The sequence below is a fragment of the Streptomyces coryli genome, from assembly GCF_011044975.1.
GTDB classification, from domain to species: Bacteria; Actinomycetota; Actinomycetes; order Streptomycetales; family Streptomycetaceae; genus Streptomyces; species Streptomyces coryli.
Genome location: NZ_JAAKZV010000141.1, coordinates 1 through 20,807 on the forward strand (window position 1 = coordinate 1; position 20,807 = coordinate 20,807).

Annotated in this window: 15 protein-coding genes and 2 pseudogenes; 8 read left to right on the plus strand and 9 right to left on the minus strand. The window is 70.3% G+C overall.

Features of this window, described 5'->3' with window-relative positions:
* A pseudogene (locus G5C51_RS26325) lies at nucleotides 1–215 on the plus strand (hypothetical protein); the annotation flags it as partial.
* Here the strand turns inward: G5C51_RS26325 and G5C51_RS26330 are convergent.
* The 5 genes from G5C51_RS26330 to G5C51_RS26350 form a co-directional block, all read right to left on the minus strand.
* Nucleotides 212–1,234 (minus strand): ABC transporter permease, encoded by a 1,023-nt coding sequence (locus G5C51_RS26330; RefSeq protein ID WP_165240703.1) that lies wholly within the window; start codon nucleotides 1,232–1,234, stop codon nucleotides 212–214. The pseudogene G5C51_RS26325 and the gene G5C51_RS26330 overlap by 4 nt on opposite strands.
* Complete coding sequence (locus tag G5C51_RS26335; protein ID WP_165240704.1) at nucleotides 1,231–2,196, minus strand: ABC transporter permease; 966 nt, start codon at nucleotides 2,194–2,196, stop codon at nucleotides 1,231–1,233. Before G5C51_RS26335 ends, G5C51_RS26330 begins: the two co-directional genes overlap by 4 nt.
* Complete coding sequence (locus G5C51_RS26340; RefSeq protein WP_165240705.1) at nucleotides 2,193–3,746, minus strand: ATP-binding cassette domain-containing protein; 1,554 nt, start codon at nucleotides 3,744–3,746, stop codon at nucleotides 2,193–2,195. The genes G5C51_RS26335 and G5C51_RS26340 overlap by 4 nt, the downstream gene beginning before the upstream one ends.
* A 97-nt stretch (nucleotides 3,747–3,843) precedes the next feature.
* A complete protein-coding gene (locus tag G5C51_RS26345; RefSeq protein WP_165240706.1) occupies nucleotides 3,844–4,932 on the minus strand; it encodes an ABC transporter substrate-binding protein in 1,089 nt (362 codons plus the stop codon).
* Between the two features lie 99 nt (nucleotides 4,933–5,031).
* The gene (locus tag G5C51_RS26350; protein WP_165240716.1) at nucleotides 5,032–6,093 is read right to left on the minus strand and encodes a LacI family DNA-binding transcriptional regulator; all 1,062 of its coding nucleotides are present in this window, start codon (nucleotides 6,091–6,093) and stop codon (nucleotides 5,032–5,034) included.
* Between the two features lie 231 nt (nucleotides 6,094–6,324).
* Here G5C51_RS26350 and G5C51_RS26355 point away from each other — a divergent pair, with 231 nt between their 5' ends.
* From G5C51_RS26355 to G5C51_RS26365, 3 genes are all read left to right on the plus strand, one after another.
* Entirely contained in the window at nucleotides 6,325–8,856 is a 2,532-nt protein-coding gene (locus G5C51_RS26355) for a PA14 domain-containing protein (protein ID WP_165240717.1), read from the plus strand.
* Between the two features lie 91 nt (nucleotides 8,857–8,947).
* Nucleotides 8,948–11,344: a beta-L-arabinofuranosidase domain-containing protein gene (locus G5C51_RS26360; protein WP_165240707.1), complete on the plus strand. Its 2,397-nt coding sequence runs from the start codon at nucleotides 8,948–8,950 to the stop codon at nucleotides 11,342–11,344.
* Nucleotides 11,345–11,360: 16 nt separating this feature from the next.
* Nucleotides 11,361–12,329 carry a pirin family protein gene (locus G5C51_RS26365; RefSeq protein WP_165240708.1) on the plus strand — a complete coding sequence of 323 codons (969 nt, stop codon included), beginning with the start codon at nucleotides 11,361–11,363 and terminating at the stop codon, nucleotides 12,327–12,329.
* 37 nt (nucleotides 12,330–12,366) lie between these two features.
* On the opposite strand, the gene G5C51_RS26370 is transcribed toward G5C51_RS26365, so the two are convergent.
* On the minus strand, nucleotides 12,367–12,714 hold the full coding sequence (locus tag G5C51_RS26370) for a helix-turn-helix transcriptional regulator (protein ID WP_165240709.1): 348 nt from the start codon (nucleotides 12,712–12,714) through the stop codon (nucleotides 12,367–12,369).
* 137 nt (nucleotides 12,715–12,851) lie between these two features.
* Between G5C51_RS26370 and G5C51_RS26375 the strand changes: the two genes are divergently transcribed.
* Entirely contained in the window at nucleotides 12,852–13,445 is a 594-nt protein-coding gene (locus tag G5C51_RS26375) for an anti-sigma factor antagonist (RefSeq protein WP_165240710.1), read from the plus strand.
* Nucleotides 13,442–14,653 (plus strand): ANTAR domain-containing protein, encoded by a 1,212-nt coding sequence (locus tag G5C51_RS26380; RefSeq protein ID WP_165240711.1) that lies wholly within the window; start codon nucleotides 13,442–13,444, stop codon nucleotides 14,651–14,653. The genes G5C51_RS26375 and G5C51_RS26380 overlap by 4 nt, the downstream gene beginning before the upstream one ends.
* On the opposite strand, the gene G5C51_RS26385 is transcribed toward G5C51_RS26380, so the two are convergent.
* Nucleotides 14,628–17,009, minus strand: a complete 2,382-nt coding sequence (locus G5C51_RS26385; protein WP_165240712.1) for a phosphoketolase family protein — start codon at nucleotides 17,007–17,009, stop codon at nucleotides 14,628–14,630. The genes G5C51_RS26380 and G5C51_RS26385 overlap by 26 nt on opposite strands.
* Before the next feature lie 192 nt (nucleotides 17,010–17,201).
* On the opposite strand from G5C51_RS26385, the gene G5C51_RS26390 reads away from it, so the two are divergent.
* On the plus strand, nucleotides 17,202–17,906 hold the full coding sequence (locus G5C51_RS26390; RefSeq protein ID WP_165240713.1) for a response regulator: 705 nt from the start codon (nucleotides 17,202–17,204) through the stop codon (nucleotides 17,904–17,906).
* 6 nt (nucleotides 17,907–17,912) lie between these two features.
* On the opposite strand, the gene G5C51_RS26395 is transcribed toward G5C51_RS26390, so the two are convergent.
* Entirely contained in the window at nucleotides 17,913–19,646 is a 1,734-nt protein-coding gene (locus G5C51_RS26395; RefSeq protein WP_165240714.1) for a sensor histidine kinase, read from the minus strand.
* 392 nt (nucleotides 19,647–20,038) lie between these two features.
* Between G5C51_RS26395 and G5C51_RS26400 the strand changes: the two genes are divergently transcribed.
* Nucleotides 20,039–20,425: an STAS domain-containing protein gene (locus G5C51_RS26400; RefSeq protein ID WP_165240715.1), complete on the plus strand. Its 387-nt coding sequence runs from the start codon at nucleotides 20,039–20,041 to the stop codon at nucleotides 20,423–20,425.
* A 6-nt stretch (nucleotides 20,426–20,431) separates the two neighbouring features.
* On the opposite strand, the pseudogene G5C51_RS26405 reads toward G5C51_RS26400, so the two are convergent.
* Nucleotides 20,432–20,807 (minus strand): annotated as a pseudogene (locus G5C51_RS26405) (serine/threonine protein kinase); the annotation flags it as partial.

Below are 20,807 nucleotides of genomic sequence, written 5' to 3' on the forward strand. Positions count from 1 at the left end.
CCAACCTCGGACACAACATCCCCGGCACCGGCTCCACCGTCACCCTCAACCAACAAGCAGCACGACAACTCTTCACCACCATGCGCAACGACAAACCACTCCACACCACAGAAACCCGCGACACCACCACCGCACTCAACCGCGACACCCGCACCACACCCGGAAACCACCTCGGCTGCGACAGCGACCCACCACCAACCACCCGAACACGCTAAAGAACCTGGCGTCTGCGACCCAACCACGTCTGCGCGATCACAACCACAACCAGGAAAGCCCCGGAAACCACCTGCTGGTAGGCGGAATCCAGCGAGCCGATCTGATTGATGACGTTCTGAATCACCTTCAGCAGCAGGACGCCGACCAAGGAGCCGCTGACAAAGCCGAGGCCTCCGGAGAGCAGGGTGCCGCCGATGACGACGGCGGCGATGGCGTCGAGTTCCATGCCGAAGCCGAGGATGGTGACGCCCGAGGCCAGCCAGGCCGCGTTCAGGGCGCCGGCGAAGCCGGCGAGGAGGCCGGAGAGGGTGTAGACCAGGGTTTTGGTGCGGGCGACGGGTGCGCCCATCAGGGCGGCGGCGTCCTCGTTGCCGCCGACGGCGTAGACGTGCTGGCCGAAGCGGCTGCGGCGCAGCACCACGGCGCCGGTGATGAACAGGACCGCGGTGATCCATACGGGGACGCCGATGCCGAGGAGTTTGCCCTGGCCGAGGTCGGCGAAGAAGGACTTCTTGTCGACCAGGTAGGTCTGGGCGCCTTCGTCCGTGATCGACAGCATGATGCCGCGGGCAGCCAGCATCGCGGCCAGGGTGACGATGAACGGTGCCAGTCTTGAGCGGGCGATGAGCAGGCCGTTGATCAGGCCGATCAGTCCGCAGACGGCCAGCGGCAGCAGGAGCGCGACGACGGTGCCGTACCGCGAGCCCCAAGCCGCCAGGACCCCGCCGAGGACGAAGACCGAGCCCACCGACAGGTCGATGCCGCCGGTGATGATCACGAAGGTCATGCCGAGGGCGACCACAGCCAGGAAGGCGGACGAGACCGCCATGTTCTCGATGTTGCCGCCGGTGGCGAAGGAGTCGAAGGACAGTGAGGCGATCGCGGCGATGACCACCAGGGCCACCAGCGCGCCGTGCTGTTGGGCCAGCGCGGTCAGCCGGTCGCGGCGGCTGCCCCGCTCCCCCGGCTCCTCGACGGTCGGCTTGTCGACCACGGCGTCCTCGTAGCTGACGGTCATTGCTTCCCCCTCTCCCGGGCCGCGTACACGGCGAGCACAATCACCACGGCCTGGGCGATCTGCGTCGCGGACGACGGCAGGTCGTGCTTGATCAGGGTGGCCGTGAGCAGTTGGATCAAGATCGCGCCGGCCACCGTGCCGCCGATGCGGACCCGGCCGCCGGAGAGCGGGGTGCCGCCGACCACCACCGCCGTGATCGCCGACAGCTCCATCAGGTTCCCTAGCGACGTCGGATCGGATGCCTGCAGACGGGCGGTGGCCAGGAAACCGGCGATCGCGGCCAGCGCACCGGAGCAGACGTAGACCATGATCAGCACACGGCGGACCGGCAGGCCCGCCAGTTGCGCGGCCGGGCGGCTGTCGCCGATGGCCAGGAGCTGGCGGCCGAAGGTGGTGCGTTTGACGGTGAAGGCGACCAGAGCGGCGAGGGCCGCCGCGATCAGGGCCAGGTACGGGATGCCGAGGATGTCGCCAGTTCCCAGGGTGGCCATCGTGTCGTCGCGGACCGTCTCCAACTGCGGCAGGAAGACGTTCGCCAGGCCGCGGCAGCCGACCATCAACGCCAGGGTCGCGACGATGGGTTGCACGCCGATGTAGGCGATCAGTGAGCCGCTCAGCAGGCCGCACACCATGCCGCCGATGATCGCGGCGATCAGCGCGAGCCAGGGTCCGTAACCGAGATAGAGGGAGACCAGCGACGTGGCCAGCGCCATCACCGAGCCCACCGACAGGTCGACGCCCTCGCTGCCGATCGCCAGCGCCATGCCGAGGGCGACGATCAGGACCGGGGCGACCTGCACCGCCTGCGTGCGGAAGTTCTCCCCCGACACGAAGTTTTCGGTGAAGACGACGTTGAAGAGGAGGAGGGCGGTTACGCCTGCATAGACACCGTAATCCTGGAGCCAGCGCATCAGCTGGGCGCGGTCGGCGGGCAGGGACTTGCCCAGGGCCAGGTCGGTCATGGTGTCACCGCCTCCGTGGTGTCCGCCGCTTCCTCGGCGGCTGCCGCTATCGCCTGCAGCAGGCGGTCCTCGGTGACGTCGTCGCCGGTGAGTTCGCCGACGACTGCGCCGTCGCGCAGGACCACCACGCGGTCGGAGCCTTCGATCAGCTCCTCAACGTCGGAGGAGATCAGCAGGACGCCCAGGCCGTCCTCGGCCAGTTCGTCGATGAGCTTTTGTACCTCGGCCTTGGCGCCGACGTCGATGCCGCGGGTCGGCTCGTCCAGGAGCAGCACCTTGGGTTGCATGGCGAGCCAGCGGGCCAGGAGGACCTTCTGCTGGTTGCCGCCCGAGAGTTCGCCGACCTTCTGGTGCGGGCCGGATGCCTTGATCTGCAGGCGTTTCATGAACGTCTCGACGACCTTGTCGATGGCCGCCTCCGAGACCAGGCCGAAGCGGGACATCTGTGGGAGGGCGGCCAGGGCGATGTTCTCCCGGACCGACAAGCCGGGGACGATGCCTTCGGATTTACGGTCCTCCGGGAGGAGGCTGATGCCGGCGCGGATCGCGGCCGGGGTGGAGCCGGTACGGACCGGCGCCCCGGCGACCGTGACCTTGCCCGAGCCGAGTGGGAGGGCGCCCGCGATGGCCTTGGCGGTCTCCGTGCGGCCCGAGCCCAGCAGGCCGCCGAGGCCGACGACCTCGCCGGGGCGGATGGTGAGGGAGATGTCGTGCAGCTCGTGGCGGCGGGTGAGGTGCTCCGCGCGGAGGACCGGTTCGGTGCCGGTCTCGTGGTCGCCGGTGAACTTGGTCATGCCCTCCGCGCGGACCTCGCCCAGCTCGCGGCCGAGCATGAGGGAGACCAGGGTGAGGCGGTCGGTGTCGGCGAGCGGTCCGGTGTGGACCAGGCGGCCGTCGCGGAGCACGGTGACCGCGTCGCAGATGGCGTAGAGCTCCTCCATGCGGTGGCTGACGTACACCACGGCGATGCCCTGTTCGCGCAGGCGGCGGATGACGCCGAAGAGGGTCTGGACCTCGCGGGGTTCGAGGGAGGAGGTCGGTTCGTCCATGATGACCACGCGCGCGTCCACGGAGACGGCGCGGGCCAGGGCGACCATCTGCTGGGCGCCGACGCCCAGATCGCGCAGCGGGCGGCGGACGTCCACGCCCACGCCGTAGTCGCGCAGGATGCGGGTGGCTTCGGTGTGCATGCGGCGGAAGTCGATGAGGCCGAGGCGGTTCTTCGGCTCGCGGTCCATGAAGAGGTTGCGGGCGACGCTCATCAGCGGGATGAGGTTGACCTCTTGGTAGATCGTCGAGATTCCGGCTGCCTGGGCGGCTAGCGGGGTGGCGAAGGCGGCCGGTTCGCCGCGGTACGTCAGGTCGCCTTCGTCGGGGTGGTAGACGCCGGTGAGGACCTTGATCAGGGTGGATTTGCCGGCGCCGTTCTCGCCGACCAGCGCGTGCACCTCGCCGGCGCGGGCGGTGAAGTCCACGCTGTCTAGGGCGAGGACGCCGGGGAAGCGTTTGGTCAGGCCGCGTACGGCGAGGACCTCAGCGGGTGCGGTCACCGCTGCCCTCCTGGGGGTTCGAGGCTGGTACGGGCACGGCGGGGAGCGGCCGCCGGGGCCGCTCCCCGACCGGGTCGGGCAGTGTCTGTCCGGAGGGTCAGTACGCCTTGGAGAGGCCGGCCTCGGCGTTGTCCTTGTTGTACTCGGTGTCCTTGATGACGATGTCCTGGCCGACCGGCTTGCCCTGGGTGAACTCGTCCAGGGTCTTGAAGGCGAGCGGGCCGAAGCGCGGGTTGGACTCGACGACGCCGGAGATCCAGCCGTCGACGATGCCCTCGACGGCGTCCTTGGTGCCGTCGACCGTGACGATCTTGACGTCGCCGGCCTTCTTGCCGGCGCCCTTGAGGGCGTTGACGGCGCCGAGGCCCATCTCGTCGTTCTCGGCGTAGATCGCGCTGATGTCCGGCTTGGACTGGATCAGCTGCTCGGTGACGGACTGGCCCTTCTCGCGGACGAACTCGCCGGTCTGCTTGAAGACCACCTTCAGGCCCGGGGCCTTCTCCTTCACGCGGTCGGTGAAGCCCTTGGTGCGCTCGGTGGTGACGTTGTTGCCCGGGGCGCCGAGGAGGATGGCGACCTCGCCCTTGCCGCCGGTGGCCTCGATCATCTGGTCGGCCGCGCGCTTGCCCTGCTCGGTGAAGTCGGAGCCGATGAAGGAGACGTAGTCCTTGCACGCGGTCGCGTTGATCTTGCGGTCGATGGTGACGATCGGGATCTTCTTCGCCGAGGCCGACTTGATCACCGGGTCCCAGCCGTCGGAGTTCAGCGGGGCGATGACCAGCAGGTCGGCGCCCTTGGAGATGAGGTCCTGGACGTCGGAGATCTGCTTGTCCGGCTTCGACTGCGCGTTGGCGGTGAGGAGCTTTACGCCGCGCTTCTTCGCCTCATCCTTGATCGAGGCGGTCTCGGCGATACGGAACGGGTTCGCCTCCTTCTCCGACTGCGAGAACCCGACGGTGGCCTTCTTCAGGTCGAGCTTCTTCGCCCCGTAGTCGCCGATCGCGCAGGTCTTCCCGCTGCCGCCCTCGGCGACCTCCTGGCCGGCGTCCTGGGACTTGCCGGAGTCCTTGGACGTGTCGGAGGCGTCGTCCTCGGACTTTGCGCAGCCGGCGGCGAGGGCGAGGCTTGCGGCCAGGCCGACGGCGACGAGGCTTCTTGCGGTCGTGCGGCGGGCGTGCGGCTTCATCGGGTTACTCCTCGTCGGGGGACCACATCCGTGGACGGTTTTTACATCGTTGCAAGGGAGGTGTAAACACCTTGCGCATGAAGAGATGTGTCCGTGACCTCAGGTCGTAGCGCCGTGTCCGGGGAGGGAGTTGGATGCGCCGCGGCCGAGGGTGCTTTCGCGTTCTACCAGCGTGAAGCCGGGTTGCAGCTCCTGTGAGGGCCGTGGGGTTTCCTCGTTCTGCTGGCTCTTCAGGCGGCCGACGACGCTCTCCACCGCGAGGCGGGCGATGGCCTGTTTGTCCGGCGCGACGGTGGTGAGGGTGACCGCTCCGTAGCGGGATTCGGTGATGTCGTCGAAGCCGACCACCGCGATGTCCTCGGGGACCTTCAGGCCGCGTTCGGACATCACTCGCATCGCGCCGATGGCGACGAGGTCGTTGTAGGCGAAGACGGCGTCCGGGAGTTGTCCGGAGTCGAGCAGCTTTGCCATGGCGACGGAGCCGTCTTCGTGGTCCCAGCCGCCGGTGGCCGTGACGAGGGCGTCTTCGGCCGGGACTCCCCATTCGGCGAGTTCTGCCTGCCAGCCGAGGAGGCGCAGGTGGGCGGGTTGGACGGTGCGGTCCTGGCGGGCGCCGAGGAAGGCGATGCGGCGGCGGCCGAGGGTGAGGAGGTGGCGGACGGCGGCGCGGGCGGCGGCGATGTTGTCGATGGCGATGTGGTCGTACGGGAGGTCGTAGCGGCGTTCGCCGAGGAGGACGAGGGGGGCGTCGTCGGTGCGGGCCGCCAGGTCTTCCGGTTCTAGTTCCAGAGGGCTGAGGATCAGGCCGTCGATGACGCGGGAGCGGAAGCCCTGGCTCACCAGGATTTCCTGTTCGCGGCTGCCCTGGGTGTGGTCGAGGAGGACGGTGTATTCGTGCTGGGCGGCGACGTCGATGACGGCGCCGGCGAGTTCGGCGAAGTAGGGGTTGCCGAGTTCGGGGACCGCGAGGGCGATGATGCCGGTGCGGCCTTTGCGCAGGTGGCGGGCGGTGAGGTTGGGGCGGTAGCCGAGTTCGTCGATGGCGCGTTGGACGCGGGTGCGCATGGCGGGTGTGACGTGCGGATAGTTGTTGACGACGTTGGAGACGGTCTTGATCGACACGCCTGCGCGTTCGGCGACGTCTTTGAGGCTCACCCTCATCTGCATTCCTCCGACGCTACTTGTCATGAACCTGGACAGAGCGCAGGAGGCGTGCTGTCATGCCAACTGCCCTTGTTTCCAACGTTATACAAGATGCCTTGGGAGATGGGCAGAGCCTGAGCCGCTTCCTTCGCCTCGGAGGTAGAAGTGCATCCACCATCCGTCCACCTGCGACAACGCAGCGTACTCGGAAGACTCGTGGCCGTCCTGGCCACCCTCGCCCTGGCCTTCATGGCCGCCGGATCCGGTCCCTCGACCGCGGCCGCCGCCGAGGATCCGGCCGTCGCGCACGGCCTCAAGGGTGAGTACTACACCCATTCCGCGCCCGGTGCCTTCGACTTCGATGAGTTGAAGGCTACGGCCTTCGACCCGTCGCTGGACTTCGGCGACCTCGGGCCGCGGCTGAAGGCCCGTACCGGGCAGGACGACGATGTGAGCGTCCGCTGGACCGGGAAGATCACGCCGGAGAAGTCCGGGGAGCACACGTTCTCCGTCAAGGGCGACAACGGCTTCCGGGTCTGGGTCGACGGCAAACCCGTCATCGACCACTGGGTCGACGACTGGGACAACGAGCAGACGTCCGAGCCGGTCGCGCTCGAGGCCGGCAAGGCCTATGACTTCAAGGTCGAGTATTTCGAGCACTACGGCGGGCAGAACCTGCACGTCAACTGGACGCCGCCGGGCGGCGAGAAGCAGCCCGTGCCGCAGTCGGCGTACACGCTCCCCGATGGCTTCGACTACGACGGTCCGACGTCGGTCGCCGTGGAGAAGGACGGCCGCACGCTGACCTTCGGCTTCGCGCAGCCGCTCGCCGCTCCCCCGGCCGGCTTCGGCGACCACCTCAAGACGGAGATCGGCGGTACCGAGTGGCCGCGCGGGAAGCCGCAGCTGGATCCGGCCGATCCCAAGCGCCTGGTCATCCCGCTCGATGAGCCGGTGGTCGGCGGGCACGGTGGCTCGGCCGATATCCGTTACGACGGTGAGGGCGGGCTCGCGACCGCCGACGGCAAGGCGATCGGTGACTTCTGGACGTCGGGGCCGATCAACTCCGAGTACCAGCTCGAGTCGAAGTGGGCCGACGACGTCGGTCCTGACAATGCCCACCCCGAGTATCCGCGGCCGCAGATGACTCGCGAGGCGTGGAAGAACCTCAACGGCGAGTGGCAGTTCGCCGGCGCCGAGGAGGGTGAGCAGCCGCCGGTCGGCAAGGAACTCGACGAGAAGATCCTGGTTCCGTATCCGGTCGAGTCCCAGCTGTCCGGCATCGAGCGGCACGAGGACCGGATGTGGTACAAGCGCTCCTTCGAGGTGCCCGAGGGCTGGAAGGTCGGCGACGGCAAGCGGCTGCAGCTGAACTTCGATGCGGTCGACTGGCAGGCCGAGGTCTACGTCAACGGGCAGAAGGTCACCGCGCACAAGGGCGGTTACGACCGGTTCAGTGTCGACGTCACCGATGCGCTGAAGGGCACTGGCCCCCAGGAGCTCATCGTCGGCGTCTACGACCCGACCGACGCCAAGGACGGCGAGAACCCGCCGATGGGCAAGCAGCGCCTCGACCCGTCGGGCATCTGGTACACCTCCTCGTCCGGCATCTGGCAGACGGTGTGGATGGAGCCGGTCGCGGCCGATCGCGCCGAGGACGTCAAGACCACCCCGGACATCGAGGGCGAGAAGGTCGCGGTCAAGGTGCGCGGCGTCAAGGACGGCGTGCCGGTGACGGCCACCGCGTACGACGGGGACAAGGAGGTCGGCAAGGCGTCCGGGACCACCGGCGCGGCGCTCGACGTGCCCGTACCGGATCCGCATCTGTGGTCGCCCGACGATCCGCATCTGTATCAGCTGAAGGTCACCGTCGGCGAGGACGAGGTCGAGTCGTACTTCGGCATGCGCTCGGTCGGGGTCAAGACGATCGACGGCAAACAGCGCACCATCCTCAACGGCAAGCCCATCTTCCTGATGGCCACCCTCGACCAGGGGTTCTGGCCGGACGGGCTGCATACGCCGCCGACGGACGAGGCGCAGGAGTACGACCTCAAGGCGCACAAGGAGCTCGGCTTCAACTCGGTCCGTAAGCACATCAAGGTCGAGAACGACCGCTGGTTCTATCAGGCGGACAAGCTCGGGCTGCTGGTGTGGCAGGACATGCCGTCGATGAACACGATCAAGCCGTCGGACGCCGCCAAGGCGCAGTTCGAGCACGAGATGAAGGAGATGATCGAGCAGCACGACAGCCACCCGTCGGTGGTGATGTGGGTGACGCTCAATGAGGGCTGGGGCCAGTACGACGTGGCGCGGCTGGCCGATCAGGCGAAGGAATGGGATCCGACCCGGCTGGTCAACGGCATGTCCGGGATCAATCTCGGCGAGGACGGCGGAACCGGGGACATCCTCGACGAGCACGGATACCCGAGCCCGGCGCTGCCCGATCCCGATGGGAAACGGGCGCTGGTGAGCGGCGAGTACGGCGGGCTGGGGCTTGCCGTCCCGGGCCACTCCTTCCCCGTCCAGCACACCTATGTGGGTGTCGAGAAGGACAAGTACACCGACGAGTACCTGGCCAAGCTCAAGGAGGTCGAGAAGCTGGCCGCCTGTGAAGGCAACAACGGCGCCGTCTACACCCAGATCACGGATGTGGAGGGCGAGCTGAACGGGCTGCTGACCTACGACCGCAAGGTGCTCAAGGGCGATACGCAGCGGATCAAGGCCGCGCACGAGGCGCTGATCAAGGGCGCCGGCGACGGCACGCTTCCGTGCACGTCCTGATGTGACCGGGCCCGCCCGCCTCCGCCCTGGGTGCGGAGGCGGGCGGGCCCTTGCCATTCCCCCCGACAGCGACTGGCAAGGAGCGTTTCCCATGCCACTGAACAGACGCCACTTCATCGCCACCGGCGCCCTGACCCTCGGCGCACTGGCCCTCCCCTCCCCCGGCCACGCCGCCGCGGCCGCCGCCAGGAAGAAGGCAGCCGTCGCGCCGTCCGCCTTCCTGCGGCTGCGGCCCGGTGCCGTAAAAGCCCGCGGCTGGCTGGCCCATCAGCTGAAGCTGCAGCTGGCGGGGCTGTGCGGGCGGTACGAGGAGAAGTCGCACTTCCTCAACTTCGACGCAACCGGGTGGGTGCACCCGGACAAGGGCGGCTGGGAGGAGGTGACGTACTGGCTGCGCGGCTATGTGCCCCTGGCCGTCGCCACCGGCGACGAAGCGGCGCTGGCGAATGCCCGGCGGTGGCTGGACGCGATCATCGCCACCCAGGAGGGCGACGGCTTCTTCGGGCCGCGGCATCTGCGCACCTCGCTGAACGGCGGGCCGGACTTCTGGCCGTTCCTGCCGCTGCTGATGGCGCTCAGAACGTGGGCGGAGTACGCGGACGACGACCGGATCGTGCCGTTCCTGACCCGCTTCCTGCGCTTCATGAACGCCCAGGGCGAGGGGGCCTTCAACTCCAGCTGGGTGTCGTACCGCTGGGGCGACGGCCTGGACATCGTGCACTGGATGCATGAGCGGACCGGCGACGCCTTTCTGCTCGACCTGGCGGCGAAGATGCACGAGCACGGCGCCGACTGGACATCGCCGTCGGGCGCGATGCCCTCCCCGCACAACGTGAACATCGCCCAGGGCTTCCGCGAGCCCGCCCAGTACGGGCAGCTGCGCGGCGACGATGCGCTGACGCAGGCCACGTACCGGAACTATGACGCGGTGCTGGGCAGGTACGGGCAGTTCCCCGGCGGCGGGATCGCCGGGGACGAGAACTACCGGCCGGGCTTCGGGGATCCGCGGCAAGGGTTCGAGACCTGCGGGATCGTCGAGTTCATGGCCAGCCATGAGCTGCTGACCCGGATCACCGGCGACGCCGTGTGGGCGGACCGGTGCGAGGACCTCGCCTTCAATATGCTGCCGGCGGCCTTCGACCCGCAGGGGAAGTCCACGCATTACGTGACCAGCGCGAACAGCGTGGACCTGGACAACGTGAAGAAGACGCAGGGGCAGTTCCAGAACGGCTTTGCCATGCAGGCCTTCCACCCGGGTGTGGACCAGTACCGCTGCTGTCCGCACAACTACGGCATGGGCTGGCCGTACTTCGCCGAGGAACTGTGGCTCGGGACACCGGACGGCGGTCTCGCCGCCTCGATGTATGCGGCGTCGGCGGTGACGGCGAAGGTCGCGGGCGGGGCGGAGGTGACCGTCACCGAGGAGACGGACTATCCCTTCGGCGAGACGGTGACGCTGACCGTGTCGGGGGCGGCCGCCTTCCCGCTCTACGTGCGGATACCCGGCTGGTGCCGCGGGCCCGAGCTGGCGGTCAATGGGCAGCCGGCCGAGGCCAAGGACGGGCCGGCGTACGTGAAGATCGACCGGACCTGGGCGGACGGCGACAAGGTGACGCTGCGGCTGCCGCAGCGGACCACGGTACGTACCTGGGAGAAGAACCACGACGCGGTGAGCGTCAGCCACGGACCGCTCACGTACTCGCTGAAGATCGGCGAGGACTGGGTGCGCTATGGCGGCACGGATGCCTTCCCCGAGTACGAGGTGCATGCCACCAGTCCGTGGAATTACGGCCTCTCCCCCGGCGAGACGCCCGCCTTCAGCCGGGCGGACGGGCCGCTGCCGGAGAACCCGTTCACGCACGACACCACGCCGGTGAAGCTGACGGCGCGGGCGCGGCGGATCGAGGAGTGGGTGGCGGACGACGAGCATGTGGTGGCGCCGCTGCAGCCCAACCCTGCGCGGAGCGATGCCGCGGTGGAGGAGGTCACGCTGGTGCCGATGGGGGCGGCGCGGCTGCGGATCACGTCCTTCCCGACCGCGGCGCCGGACGGCACGGCCTGGCGGCCGGAGCCGCCCTACCGGCGGGTGCAGAACAAACACAGCGGGAAGGTGCTCGCGGTCGACGGGATGTCCCTCGACAACGGCGGCCGGGTGGTGCAGTTCGACAACACCGGGACCGGCGACCACGCCTGGCAGCTGCTCGACCAGGGCGACGGCTGGAGCCTGATCAAGTGCGGCTACAGCGGCAAGGTGCTGGGCGTGGACGGCATGTCGACGGCGAACAGCGCGCGCGTGGTGCAGTACGAGGACAGCGGCACCGCCGACCATCTGTGGCAGCTCGTCGAGGACGCCGACGGCTGGTACCGCATCCGCAACAAGCACAGCGGCAAGGTGCTGGGCGTGCACGAGATGTCGACGGCGAACAGCGCGCAGGTGGTCCAGTTCGACGACAACGGCACCGCTGATCACCTGTGGCGGTTCATCTGACCGTAGCCTGTCGGGCATGAGCAATCTCGATCAGCGGCCGCCCGTCGCCACCTGCGGCGGGCGCGCCGGCGTCACCGCCGAGCCGGTACGCGAGCTGCTGAAGGCGAAGGACGTACAGCTCGGCGAGTCGACGGTGGTGCGGCGGCTGCTGCCCAACCTCGGCCGCCGGATGGTGGGCGCCTGGTGCTTCGTCGACCATTACGGGCCCGACGACATCGCCGACGAGCCGGGCATGCAGGTGCCGCCGCACCCGCACATGGGCCTGCAGACGGTGAGCTGGCTGCACGACGGCGAGGTGCTGCACCGCGACAGCCTGGGCTCGCTGCAGACCGTGCGGCCGCGGGAGCTGGGGCTGATGACGTCGGGCCGGGCGATCGCGCACTCGGAGGAGTCGCCGCGGGCGCATGCGCCGCTGCTGCACGGGGCGCAGCTGTGGGTGGCTTTGCCGGACGCGCACCGGGGAGTCGAGCCTTCCTTCGAGCATCATGCCGGGCTGCCGGTGGTGGCCGGCGGTGGCGGGCTGTCCGCGACCGTGATCCTCGGCGAGGTGGACGGGGCGGCGTCGCCGGGGACGACGTACACGCCGCTGGTCGGCGCCGATGTGTCCCTAGCGGCGGGGACCGAGGCGCGGCTGCCGGTGGAGCCGGACTTCGAGTACGCGGTGCTGACGATGTCCGGCGAGGCGGAGGTGGACGGGCTGCGGCTGGCACCGGGCTCGATGCTCTACCTCGGCTGCGGGCGGCGGGAGTTGCCGCTGCGGGCGGATACGGACAGCGCGCTGATGCTGCTGGGCGGGGAGCCGTTCGCCGAGGAGATCGTGATGTGGTGGAACTTCATCGGGCGGTCGCACGACGACATCGCCCGGGCACGCGAGGACTGGGCGAGCGGGTCGCGCTTCGGTGAGGTGCACGGGTACGACGGCGACCGGCTGGCCGCGCCCGCGCTGCCGCCGACGCCGCTGAAGCCGCGGGGTCGCACGCGATGAAGCGGCGCGGTCGCACGCGATGAAGCTTCGGTCGGCCCTACCTGAGGTTCGCCTCGTCGCCGGTGCGATCGCCGGCGGCGGGGAGTTGCTCCTGCTGGATGATCAGTGAGAGCAGCGACCCCACCGGCAGCCCGGCTTCCGCCGGATGCCGCATGACCTTCTCCGGCTCGATGCGGTAGGTGTTCGCGCGGCCGTCTCTGCGGTGCGAGAGGTAGCCCTCTCCCTCCAGATCAGAAATGATCTTCTGGACGGCCCGCTCGGTGAGTCTGCAGTGGGCTGCGATGTCCCGTATCCGCGCGTGGGGATTCTGAGCAATGGTGGCCAGCACGCGGGCGTGGTTCGTCAGGAACGTCCATCCCCTGTGCGGCTCCGGTACAGCACTCATGCCCGTAGCGTAGCCACAGATTTACAGAATCAAAACACACGCATTCAATTTCACGTATCCCTTGACGTGTTGACGCATTGCGACGCACCTTTGGTCTCGACAGCAAGGCCGGTTCGGTCCAGAAGGCGGTAACCGCTATGCGACTGAAGGTGTGTGCGTACGACGACGGCGATCGCGTCGTCGTGGAGGTGAGCGGTGAGGTGGACCTCACCGCTGATCATGAGTTACAGCAGGCCCTGCAGGAAGCGCTCGACACCTCCCGCGAGGGTGTGGAGCTCGATCTGAGCGGGGTCGAGTGCCTGGACTGCTCCGGCCTGAGCATCCTGCTCAAGGTCCGGGAACAGGCCTTGCGCGACGGCAAAAGCATGTATCTGCGCGCGGTCAGCTCCCCCGCGCACCGGCTGCTCTCCATCACCGGCACGCTCCCGCTCCTGAGCCCGCCCGGAAGCCGGGGCACGGAGCCGGACCCGCGCGTCGAGGTCGTCCAGCTCAGACGCGCGATGGTGACCCGGCCGACCATCGACCTGGCGCGCGGCATCCTGATGGCCACCTTCGCGCTGCGGGCCGAGGATGCCTGGGAAGTGCTGGTGATGGTCTCGCAGAACACCAATATCAAACTCCACCTCCTCGCCGACCAGTTGGTGTCGGCTATCGACGGCGAGGCGCTCCCCGACGGACTGCAGGAGCATGTGGCCGCCGCGGTGCGGGCTGCCGAGGAGGTGCAGACGTGAGAGCGGCGACCACCGAGGTGGTGCGCCTGCCCGGCGGTGACTCGGTGTGGGTGGTACGGGCCCGGGGCGCCCTCGACGGTAGTGATCACCCGGCGATCGGCGCCGTCCGGCGGCCGGACCCGGACTGCGACACGGTCGTGGTGGAGCTGCTCGGCGTGCCGCGGGTGACGGCGGCCGCGCTCAAGGCGCTTACCCGCTGCGCCAAGGAACTCGCGGACCACGGCCGCGGCCTGCTCCTGGTCGGGGGCCGGGCGGCGGCCGGCGAGTTGCTGGATGACTTCGCGCTGCCCGACTTCCCGTCGGCGGAGGCGGCGCTGGCCCTGCCGCCCGTGGGAGCGGCCGGGCCCGTAACGGACGACGAGGCGGCCGATCCGCTGCCGGGTGAACTCGAGGTGCGGCGGCTGCGGGCCGAGGTGCGCGATCTCAGGGCCCGCGCCCGTGCCCATCCGCAGATTTCGCGCGCTCTCGGCGTCCTCGAGGAGCGCTACGGACTGCCCCTGGACCATACGGCGTTCGAGCTGCTGAAGAAGGCGTCGCAGCGGCACAATGTGCGGATGCGGGCGCTGGCGGCGGCGGTCGTCGCCTATCCCCGGCCCGAGCGCGCGGGCGGCGCGTGGTTTCCGGGCCGCCTGGCGCGGCCGGCCCCGCCGCTGCCCTTCGCCGGCGACATCGACGTCCAGCAGGCCAACGTCTCCGCCGTTCTCGGGTCGATGCTGCGGCACGTGCTCGACATCTCCGCCACCGGCATGGGCAACGTGCAGCTCGTCGAGCCGGTCCGCGGGCACCTGCGGATCGAGAAGCACCAGGGGCTCACGGACGACTTCGTGACGTACTTCGACGAGGTCGGCAGGGACGGCACGTCGTGCGCCCTGGCCGCCCAGCAGACCCGGCGGGTCACCGTCACCGACGTGGAGCACGATCCGGTCTTCACCGACGGCGCCCGGCAGGCCATCCTCGCGGCGGGCAGCAGGGGCTGCCACAGCACGCCCCTGCTGTCCGACCTGTCCGACCGCCATCAGGTGCTCGGCATGGTCTCCTCCCACCACGACGCGCCCGTCGGCGCGCTGACGAACGCGCAGGCCGCCGCGCTCGACGAGGCGGGCCGCCATACCGGCCGGTGGCTGCACTGGCACCGGCACACGGTTCTCCTCGACGCGCTCGACGAGCTGCACCGGCTGGCGGTCAGCCGTTCCAGGTCCAGTCGGTGACCTCGGGCATGTCGACGCCGTGTTCGCGGATCCAGTAGTGGTGACGGGTGCGGGCGTCCTCCATTTCCTGGCGGATGGCGGCGGTCCGCACGGCGAGGCCCGGGGTGCGGTCGATGACGTCCATGACCAGGCGGTAGCGGTCGAGGTCGTTGCGCAGCACCATGTCGAACGGGGTCGTGGTGGTGCCGATCTCCTTGTAGCCGCGGACGTGCAGGTGGCGGTGGCCGGCGCGGCGGTAGGTGAGTCGGTGGATCAGCCACGGGTAGCCGTGGTAGGCGAACATCACCGGCTTGTCGGGGGTGAACAGGGCGTCGTATTCGGCGTCCGTCATGCCGTGCGGATGCTCGTCGTGGGGCAGCAGCCGGGCCAGGTCCACGACGTTGACGATGCGGACTGACAGCTCGGGCAGGTGGCGCTGGAGCAGTTGCGCGGCGGCGAGGACCTCCTGGGTGGGTACGTCGCCGGCGCACGCCAGGACGACGTCCGGCTCGCGGGTGCCGTCGTCGGTGCCGGCCCACTGCCAGATGCCGGCGCCGCGGGCGCAGTGGGTGCGGGCGGCGTCGAGGGAGAGCCAGTCGTAGGTGGGCTGCTTGCCGGCGACGATGACGTTGACGTAGTCGCGGCTGGCCAGGCAGTGCTCGGCCACGGACAGCAGGGTGTTGGCGTCCGGCGGCAGGTAGACCCGTACGGCCTCCGGGGCCTTGTTGAGGACATGGTCGGTGAAGCCGGGGTCCTGGTGGCTGAAGCCGTTGTGGTCCTGGCGCCAGACGTGCGAGGTGAGCAGGTAGTTGAGGGACGCGATGGAGCGGCGCCAGCCGAGCCGGCGGGTGGTGCGCAGCCATTTGATGTGCTGGTTGACCATCGAGTCGACGAGGTGGACGAAGGCCTCGTAGCAGGAGAAGAGGCCGTGCCGGCCGGTCAGGAGATAGCCCTCCAGCCAGCCCTGGCAGGTGTGTTCGGAGAGGATCTCCATCACCCGGCCGTGCCGGTCGAGGTGCTCGTCGACGTCGAGGGTCTCGGCTTGCCAGGCCTTGCCGGTGGCGCCGTAGACGGCGTCCAGGCGGTTGGAGGCGGTCTCGTCCGGGCCCACCAGGCGGAAGTCGCGGCGGTCGCGGGTCGCCTCCATGACCTGCTGTAGATAGGTGCCGAGGACCCGGGTCGGCTCGTGCACCGAGACGCCCGGCTTGTCGACCGGTGCGGCGAAGCGCTCCAGCGGCGGCAGCGGGAGCTCGCGCAGGAGCAGGCCGCCGTTCGCGTACGGGGTGGCGCCGAGGCGGCGTTTGCCCTCGGGGATGCAGGCGAGGACCTGCTCGGTGGGGCGGCCGGCAGCGTCGAAGAGCTCCTCGGGGCGGTACGAGCGCAGCCACTTCTCGAGGAGGCCCAGCTGCTCGGCGTTGTCGCGGACGTCGGCGAGCGGCACCTGGTGGGAGCGCCATGTGCCCGATATCTGCAGGCCGTCGGCCTCGCTGGGGCCGGTCCAGCCCTTCGGGGTGCGCAGCACGATCACCGGCCAGCGGGGGCGCTGGGTGGTCTTGCCGTCGCGGGCGGCGCGCTGGATGGCGTCGATGCGGTCGACGGCGGTGTCGAGGGCGGTGGCCATCGCCTTGTGTACGGACTTGGGGTCGTCGCCGGACACGTGCAGCGGCTCGTGGCCGTAGCCGCGCAGCAGGTCGTCCAGTTCGGACTCCGGGAGGCGCGCGAGGACGGCCGGGTTGGCGATCTTGTAGCCGTTGAGGTGCAGGATCGGCAGCACCGCGCCGTCGTGGACCGGGTCGAGGAACTTGTTGGAGTGCCAGGAGGCCGCGAGCGGCCCGGTCTCCGCCTCGCCGTCGCCGATCACGCAGGCGACGAGCAGGTCCGGGTGGTCGAAGGCGGCGCCGTAGGCGTGCGAGAGGGCGTAGCCGAGTTCGCCGCCCTCGTGGATGGAGCCGGGGGTCTCCGGGGCTACGTGGCTGGGGACGCCGCCGGGGAAGGAGAACTGTTTGAACAGCCGCCCCATGCCGGCGGCGTCGCGGCCGACGTCGGGGTAGATCTCGCTGTAGCTGCCCTCGAGCCAGGAGTTGGCGAGCACGGCGGGGCCGCCGTGGCCCGGGCCCCAGATGGCGAGGGTGTCGCGGCCGCGGGCGGCGATGATGCGGTTGAGGTGGGTGTGGATGAGGTTGAGGCCTGGTGAGGTGCCCCAGTGGCCGAGCAGCCGCGGCTTGATGTGTTCCGGCTGCAGCGGCTGCTCCAGCAGCGGGTTGGTGTCCATCAGGTAGATCTGGCAGGCGGCGAGGTAGTTCGCGGCCCGCCAGTGCGCGTCGAGTGCCTTCAGTTCGCTGTCCACCGGCGGGGCCGGCGTTCGTGATTTGCGCATGCCCTCTTCCCTTCGCGGGTGGTCCTCGGCCGGCCCCGTAAGAGACCGGCCGACCCCTCGGCTACCCAACCGCGGGTCGGGGAAGCGGGATGAGGGCCGTACGGCCCATCCGCGGTGACCGAGCGGCCCCGCGGGCGCGCGGGCGGGGCGGGGGATGCTGGTCGGTACCCCCCCTTGGAGAAGGAGCCGCAGATGACCGGCAGCGCACCGGAGTTCTCGCCGCAGGCGCCGATACGGGTGTTCCTGCTCGACGATCACGAAGTGGTGCGGCGCGGGGTGCAGGAGCTGCTGGAGGCCGAGCCGGACATCGTCGTGGCGGGCGACGCGGGCACGGCGGCGCAGGCGTTGGCCCGCGGCCCGGCGGTGCGCCCTGACGTGGCGATTTTGGATGTGCGGCTGCCGGACGGGGACGGTGTGAGCGTGTGCCGGGAGCTGCGGTCGCGGATGCCGGAGCTGGCCTGCCTGATGCTCACGTCCTTCGAGGACGACGACGCGCTGCTGGACGCGATCATGGCGGGTGCGGCGGGGTATGTGCTCAAGCGCATTCACGGGTCCGACCTGGTGGGGGCGGTGCGCACGGTGGCGCGCGGCGGGTCGCTGCTGGACCCGGCGACGACGGCGCGGCTGCTGAGCAGCATCCGTACCGAGGAGGACGAGGCGGGGTCGGACGACGCGCTGGGTGCGCTGTCGCCGCGGGAGAAGGACATCCTCGGCCTGATCGGCGAGGGGCTGACGAACCGGCAGATCGGCAAGCGGCTGTATCTGTCGGAGAAGACGGTCAAGAACCACATCTCGCGGATGCTCGCGAAGCTCGGCGTGGAGCGGCGCGTCCAGGCGGCGATGCTGGCGGCGCAGGCCGGGGTGCGCACGCCCGTGGCGGGCGAGCGGCCGCGCTGACGCCGCTCAGTCGGCGGAGACCGGGACGCACCACTCCAGGCGGGTGCCGCCGTTCGGCGGGGTCGAGAGGGTGAGGGTGCCGCCGAGGGCGCGGGCGCGTTCGTCGAGGTTGCGCAGGCCGCTGCGGCGGCCGGTGGCGGGGATGCCGCGGCCGTCGTCGGTGACGGCGAGGGTGAGCAGCCCGTCCTCGGTGGTGAGGGTGACCTCCGCGCGGGTGGCGCCGGCGTGCCGGGCGACGTTGGACAGCGCCTCCTTGAGCACCGCCTCGGCCTGGTCCGCGACCGTCTGCGACACGAGGGTGTCCACCGGGCCGTTGACGCTGGTGGCCGGGGTGAAGCCGAGGGCGGGCGCGAGGTCCTCGATGGTGTGGGCCACCCGCAGGCGCAGGCTGCGGGGTTCCGCTGGGCCCGGGTCGTGGGCGCGCAGGCCGAAGATGGTGGACCTGATGATCTTGATGGTCTCGTCGAGTTCGCCGACGACCCGCTGCATACGGGCGTTCGCCTCCGGCTGGGTGACCAGCCGGGTCAGGCTCTGCAGCGACATGCCGGAGGCGAACAGCCGCTGGATCGCCAGGTCGTGCAGGTCGCGGGCGATGCGGTCGCGGTCCTCGTAGACCACCAGCCGGTCGGCCTCGCGGCGGCGCTCGGCCAGCTCCATGGCGATGGCGGCCTGCCCGGCGAAGGCCAGCAGCGGCTGCGTCTCGAACTCGGTGAAGGTGGCGAGCCGGTCCTTGCGGGCGAGCAGCAGCACGCCGCGGACGCCGTCGTCCGCCATCATCGGCACCGCCACCGCGGGGCCGACACCCGCGAGGTGCGTCGGCTCGGCGGCGGCGCGCGGGTCGGCCGCCAGGTCCGTGCTCCGGACCGGAACCCCGGCGTGCGCGGCCGCGCCCAGGAAGGAGTCGGTGCGCGGGATGGTCATGCCGCGCAGACCGCTTTTGGCGGGCCCGCCCTCGACGACCGCGATCCGCAGCTCGGCGCCGTCGTTCTCCGGCAGGGCGAGCACGCCGAGGTCGGCGCCGAGGATACGGCGGGCGTGGGAGACGACCTCGCCGAGGACGTCGGCCTCCTCGGCGCCGGAGAGCAGCTGCGAGATGATCTCCGCGTTGGCGGCCAGCCACTGCTGGCGGTAGTGCGCCTCCTCGTACAGGCGGGCGTTCTCGATGGCCACGCCCGCGGCCACCGCGAGGGTGCGCAGGACGGCCTCGTCCTCGGCGTCGAAGCCCTTTCCGCCGCGCTTCTCGGTGAGGTAGAGGTTGCCGAAGATCTCGTCGCGGACCCGGATGGGGGTGCCGACGAAGGTGTGCATCGGCGGGTGGTTCGGCGGGAAGCCGTACGACTCCGGGTGCTCGGAGATCTCGTCGAGCCGCAGCGGCTCGGGGTGGTGGATCAGCACGCCGAGGATGCCGCGGCCGCAGGGCGGCGCGCCGACGGCGGCGATCTGCTCCTCGGTGAACCCCACCGGGATGAACTGCGCCAGTCCCCCGTCCTCGCCCTCCCCCACGACGCCGAGCGCGCCGTACTCGGCGTCGACCAGCACCACCGCGGCCTCGACGATCTGCCGCAGCACCTGCTGCAGCTCGAGGCCGCGGCCGACGGTCAGCACCGCCTCGAGCAGGCTGTGCACCCGGTCCCGGGTGCCGCGGACGTCGTCGATACGGGACTGCAGCTCGTCCAGCACCTCATCGAGCTGCAGCCTCGGCAGGCGTCCGTCCGCGGCCGAGCCACCCTCAGCGGCCATCGGTCACCTCACCTGCCTGCCTGTCCTGCCGTCGCGGAAACACCTCACCACATTAAGGGCAAGTCCGACGGGACCGGTCGGCTCCTCCCCTCATGGTCCGTACGGCCCTACTCCCGACCGGCCGCAAAAGGCTTTCATGAGGGCAGAGCCAGGGGCCCGGCCACGTTGGCCGCGGCGCAGCGGTCCCCCCGTACCGCGCGCCGCGCCACCGAGGTCCGCGACATGCGGACGCGGCCCCTGGCTCGACGGCTGCCGATTCGTCCACCCGGGTGTGCTTGGGGGCGCGCCCCCGGCGCGCGGGGGCCGGGTGAGCTCCCCACGGGGACGTTCGGCCCTTCGCGGGCGGGGCGCGAGGGGCTTGGGTGGGGTGCGTGGCAAAGGAAGGCGGCCCCATGGAACAGACCACGTCCGGGCTCGCGGCCCCCGGGCTGCGGGAGCGCACGGCGGGCGGGCACATAGTCGTCGAGCTCTCCGGCGAGCTGGACCTGCGCGCGGCCGGGCTGGTGACCGCCCGGCTCGACACGCTCACCGCCGCGTCCAGGGTGTGGCTGGTGGTGGACTTGAGCGCGGTCACCTTCCTGGACTGCGGCGGGCTGGGGGCGCTGTGCCGCGCGCGCCGGCGGACGGTGTGGCGCGGCGGCCGGATCGCGCTGGTCGTCACGGACCCGCGGATTCTGCGGGTGCTGAAAGTCACCGGGCTGCACCGGGCGTTCGAGGTGCACGCCGATGTGGCGTCCGCGGTCAGCGCGCCGGTACGGGTCCCGCAGCAGGTGCGGTGAGGCGGGTCAGTCGGTGGCGAAGGTGTCCGTGGCGGTCTCCCAGTGGCGCTTGCCGGTCGCCTGGTCGCCGAGTGGGGAGGAGACCCAGATGTCGTACAGCTTTCCGTCCTGCTCCCAGGCCAGGTCGTACGTGCGCCGCGGGCCCTGGGCGGGGTCGAAGTCGGGGGCGTCGCCGCTCCAGGTGAAGGTCCAGACGGCGGCAGGGTGGCCGCGGTAGGTGGTTTCGCGGACCGAGGCGTCGCGGTAGCCGGGGAGGTCCTCGGGGCCGCTCGCGTGGGAATCCCGCATCGCGCCGAGCGGGCCGTCGGGGTGGGGTTTCTGGATGTGGATGCCGATGCGGAAGGAGCCGTCCGGGGCGTTGTAGAAGACGCGGGGCGGGCGG

Bases quoted from the DNA above. Each gene is read 5' to 3' on its own strand.
- G5C51_RS26330 (WP_165240703.1), bottom strand. From the start codon at position 1,234: ATGACCGTCAGCTACGAGGACGCCGTGGTCGACAAGCCGACCGTCGAG.
- G5C51_RS26335 (WP_165240704.1), bottom strand. From the start codon at position 2,196: ATGACCGACCTGGCCCTGGGCAAGTCCCTGCCCGCCGACCGCGCCCAG.
- G5C51_RS26345 (WP_165240706.1), bottom strand. From the start codon at position 4,932: ATGAAGCCGCACGCCCGCCGCACGACCGCAAGAAGCCTCGTCGCCGTC.
- G5C51_RS26350 (WP_165240716.1), bottom strand. From the start codon at position 6,093: ATGAGGGTGAGCCTCAAAGACGTCGCCGAACGCGCAGGCGTGTCGATC.
- G5C51_RS26355 (WP_165240717.1), top strand. From the start codon at position 6,325: ATGGCCGCCGGATCCGGTCCCTCGACCGCGGCCGCCGCCGAGGATCCG.
- G5C51_RS26360 (WP_165240707.1), top strand. From the start codon at position 8,948: ATGCCACTGAACAGACGCCACTTCATCGCCACCGGCGCCCTGACCCTC.
- G5C51_RS26365 (WP_165240708.1), top strand. From the start codon at position 11,361: ATGAGCAATCTCGATCAGCGGCCGCCCGTCGCCACCTGCGGCGGGCGC.
- G5C51_RS26370 (WP_165240709.1), bottom strand. From the start codon at position 12,714: ATGAGTGCTGTACCGGAGCCGCACAGGGGATGGACGTTCCTGACGAAC.
- G5C51_RS26375 (WP_165240710.1), top strand. From the start codon at position 12,852: ATGCGACTGAAGGTGTGTGCGTACGACGACGGCGATCGCGTCGTCGTG.
- G5C51_RS26385 (WP_165240712.1), bottom strand. From the start codon at position 17,009: ATGCGCAAATCACGAACGCCGGCCCCGCCGGTGGACAGCGAACTGAAG.
- G5C51_RS26390 (WP_165240713.1), top strand. From the start codon at position 17,202: ATGACCGGCAGCGCACCGGAGTTCTCGCCGCAGGCGCCGATACGGGTG.
- G5C51_RS26395 (WP_165240714.1), bottom strand. From the start codon at position 19,646: ATGGCCGCTGAGGGTGGCTCGGCCGCGGACGGACGCCTGCCGAGGCTG.
- G5C51_RS26400 (WP_165240715.1), top strand. From the start codon at position 20,039: ATGGAACAGACCACGTCCGGGCTCGCGGCCCCCGGGCTGCGGGAGCGC.